The organism is Microbacterium sp., from assembly GCF_035554235.1.
Lineage (GTDB): Bacteria > Actinomycetota > Actinomycetes > Actinomycetales > Microbacteriaceae > Microbacterium.
Genome location: NZ_DATMIO010000222.1, coordinates 1 through 3,200 on the forward strand (window position 1 = coordinate 1; position 3,200 = coordinate 3,200).

Below are 3,200 nucleotides of genomic sequence, written 5' to 3' on the forward strand. Positions count from 1 at the left end.
GGTCGTTGGCGGGGGCGAACCTGAGGAGGGGCTCGGGGGTGTCGGTGTATCGGCGGCCGGTGGGGCTGGTCCATTCGAGCACCCCGCCCGATTGCTGGGTGACCGTCCAGGGGGTGGCGTGTTTGAGCGTGTGATGTCGACGGCAGAGGTGGGCGAGATTGGTGTCGCAGGTGCTTCCGCCGCGGGCGGCATCGTGGGTGTGGTCGAGGTCGCAGCGGTGGGTGGGCATCCTGCAGCCGGGGAACCGGCAGTGCTCGTCCCGGGCGCGGAGGAGGCGTTTGAGATCTTCGCTGGGCCGGTAGCGGTCCACGGCGAGGACGGCGCCGGTGACCGGGTGGGTGAGAACGCGTTCCCATCCGGGGGAGTTGCCGGTGAGGGTGCGGGCGGTGTCGGGGTCGATCGGCCCGGATCCGGCCAGCACGGCCGGCTCGGTGCCATGCCCGCTGAGCGTGAGTACCGGGACGGTGACCTGAACCCTGGCCCGGATCGCACCGAGGTCGATCCCGGCGTCGGGGTCATCGATCGCGGGGGTTCCGGTGAGGAGCATGTCGGCGACGATGTCTGCGCGGAGCTGATCCATCGTGCGGGTGTCGGGTTCGCCACCCTCGCCGTGGCCGGTCTCTTCAGCCCCTGGCTCCGTGATGCGGGCCTGTGTGACCGTGCGGGCTTGTTCGGTGATCCGGTCGTAGATCCCCCGGATCAGCACGGACGGTTGGATGAGGAGCAGCTCCGCCATCCCGTCCGGCAGATCGGTGACCCGCACGCGGCGTTCTTCCCGCGCCTCGGCGTGGCGGTCTTCGAGGGTGCGGGGCTGGGCGCGGTGGGCGAGGAGTTTCGCGATCGGTCCCAACCGGCCCGGTGTTTCCACGAACGCCCTGCGCAGCACTTCGGTCTCGTACCCGGCGCGGGCGTCCGGGTTCTCGATCCCGAACCCCGCCTGCACGATCACCGACACGTGCGCGCGGGAGATCTTTCCTTCCCCCCACGCGGTCAGGGTCGCGGGGTACGCCTCCACAAGGAGAGTCGCTTCGTCGAGCTGGCGTTGCACCGACCGGTCGCTGGTGCGCACCGCCGCGGCAAGCTCGGCGGCGATGGAACGCAACGGCATCTCCCGATCCCGGGACGCCAACGACTCCACCCGGCCCATCTGCTCGGCCCCCAGCGCCGCGGCCGCCGCCAGGGCTCGTGTCTCGAACGCCTGGAATGCCGCGATCCCGGCCCGCGCCTCGACGATCGTCGTCACCAGCGTGTCGAGGATCGCGGCCTCCGCCTCGACCAGCGACGCAGGAGCGTCGCCTGACCGATCCGGTTCGTTCGAATGCATGTTCTAATTTTGGCAGGGATCTCGGACATTGGAGCGTGGGCGCTTCGTCTCGCTGCGCTCGCTCAGCGACCGGACTCGGGCCTCGGACATTGGGGCGTCGGCGACGCTTCGTCTCGCTGCGCTCGCTCAGCGACCGGGACCCGGGCCTCGGCAACCGCGGGGCCGCCCGCCCCGCCGCCCTAGAATCGGGGGATGACCGCCTCCACGACCGCCCTCGAGGCCGATCGCCAAGCCCTCATCGCCCTCATCAACGGCGAGGCGGTGTTCCACGGCGACTTCACCCTCTCGAGCGGCAAGAAGGCGACGTACTACGTCGACATGCGCAAGCTCACGCTTGACCACCGGGCGGCTCCCGCGATCGGTCGTCTCATGCTCGACCTGATCGGGGACATCCCCGAGATCGTCGCGGTCGGCGGGCTCACCCTCGGAGCCGACCCGATCGCGAACGCGATCATGCACGAGTCCGCGCGCACCGACGCCCCGCTCGACGCCTTCGTCGTGCGCAAGGAGCCGAAGGACCACGGGCGCGGACGCCAGATCGAAGGGGCGGATGTCGCGGGCAAGCGCGTCGTCGTGGTCGAGGACACCTCGACCACCGGTCAGTCGGCGCTCAAGGCCGTCGAGGCCCTGCGCCGCGAGGGCGCCGAGGTCGTGGCCGTGGCCGTGATCGTCGATCGCTCCACGGGTGCACAGGCCGCGATCGAGGAGGCCGGGCTCGAATGGCGCGCGGCCATCACGCTCGACGACCTCGGCCTCGACCCCCAGTAGCCGGCGAGCCGGTGCCGGGCGACCTCATCAAGCCGGCACCCCCGGCGACCCCACCCAGCCGGCATCCCCAGTGGCCGTCTGCCGTCATGCGGCGTCGCGGCTCAGTCGCGCCCGCGCCGCCGCCACAGTGTGACACCCACGACGACCAGCGTGCCGACGAGCACGATGATCGTGGCGGCGTAGAGCAGGGCTTGCTCGTCCATCACGGCCTCTTCCCTGCCGCGGCATCCGCGACGATCTTCGCGACTCGCGCCGCTTGCGTTTCAGCCCGCTTCGCCGAGTCGATGAAAGCGATGCCCATCTTGCGCGCCGACGGCGGGAACGCCTCCCAGTTTGTGCGCGCCGCGGGGTTCGCGTCGAGTGCCGCCGTCAACTCCGGCGGCTCGATCATCGCTTCCGCCCGGTCGAGCGCGGTCCACGAGCCGTTGGCCTTCGCGACCTCGACAGCCCTGATCCCCGCCTCCGTCATCAGCCCCGCGGCCTCGAGCTCGAGCAGGCGCGCCTTGTTCGTCGCCGCCCATCCGCTGCTCGCACGTCGCGGCGAGAACCACAGCCCGCCGGTCTCCTCGTCGAAGCTGCGCACGGGACCGTCGATCCAGCCGAAGCACAGCGCCTGCCGGATGGCGTCCTCGTAACCGACGTGCCGGTCGGTGAAGCCGGGGCGCCCGCGCACGAGCCACACGCCCTTGGCGCGGGCGTGGTTCTCGGCGAGCCACGCCCGCCAGGTCGCGGCATCCGGCGCCACCACTCGCTCACCGTCATCCAACGCGCCCATCCCGCGACGATACCGCGTGCCACCGACGCCCTGACCACCCCCGGCGTCCGAAGAACGGCGCGTCAGACGATCTCGGGCAGCTCGGTCTCGACGGGCTCGGCGGGCAGCAGATCGGCGACCGAATCGAGCACCTCGCTCGGGCGGAACGGATAGCGCTCGATCTCGGCGCGGTCGCTGATGCCCGTCAGCACGAGCACCGTGTGCAGCCCCGCCTCGATGCCGGCGACGATGTCGGTGTCCATGCGGTCGCCGATCATGCCGGTCTTCTTCGAGTGCGCGCCGATCTTGTTGAGCGCCGAGCGGAACATCATCGGGTTCGGCTTGCCGACCACG

4 protein-coding genes are annotated in these 3,200 nt (G+C 70.9%); 1 reads left to right on the forward strand and 3 read right to left on the reverse strand.

Annotated features, from left to right (window positions below):
- Window positions 1-1,324, reverse strand: a 1,324-nt coding sequence (locus VNT50_RS11505; RefSeq protein ID WP_325485258.1) for an HNH endonuclease signature motif containing protein, incomplete at its 3' end; no start/stop codon positions are given.
- Window positions 1,325-1,516: 192 nt separating this feature from the next.
- On the opposite strand from VNT50_RS11505, the gene pyrE reads away from it, so the two are divergent.
- A complete protein-coding gene (gene pyrE, locus VNT50_RS11510; RefSeq protein WP_325485259.1) occupies window positions 1,517-2,092 on the forward strand; it encodes an orotate phosphoribosyltransferase in 576 nt (191 codons plus the stop codon).
- A gap of 202 nt (window positions 2,093-2,294) precedes the next feature.
- On the opposite strand, the gene VNT50_RS11515 is transcribed toward pyrE, so the two are convergent.
- Window positions 2,295-2,867 (reverse strand): YdeI/OmpD-associated family protein, encoded by a 573-nt coding sequence (locus tag VNT50_RS11515; RefSeq protein WP_325485260.1) that lies wholly within the window; start codon window positions 2,865-2,867, stop codon window positions 2,295-2,297.
- 62 nt (window positions 2,868-2,929) lie between these two features.
- Window positions 2,930-3,200: HAD hydrolase-like protein (locus tag VNT50_RS11520; protein ID WP_325485261.1), on the reverse strand; the 271-nt coding region annotated here is incomplete at its 5' end.

Excerpts from the sequence above, each read along its gene's own strand:
- VNT50_RS11515 (WP_325485260.1), bottom strand. The coding sequence starts at position 2,867 with ATGGGCGCGTTGGATGACGGTGAGCGAGTGGTGGCGCCGGATGCCGCG.
- pyrE (WP_325485259.1), top strand. The coding sequence starts at position 1,517 with ATGACCGCCTCCACGACCGCCCTCGAGGCCGATCGCCAAGCCCTCATC.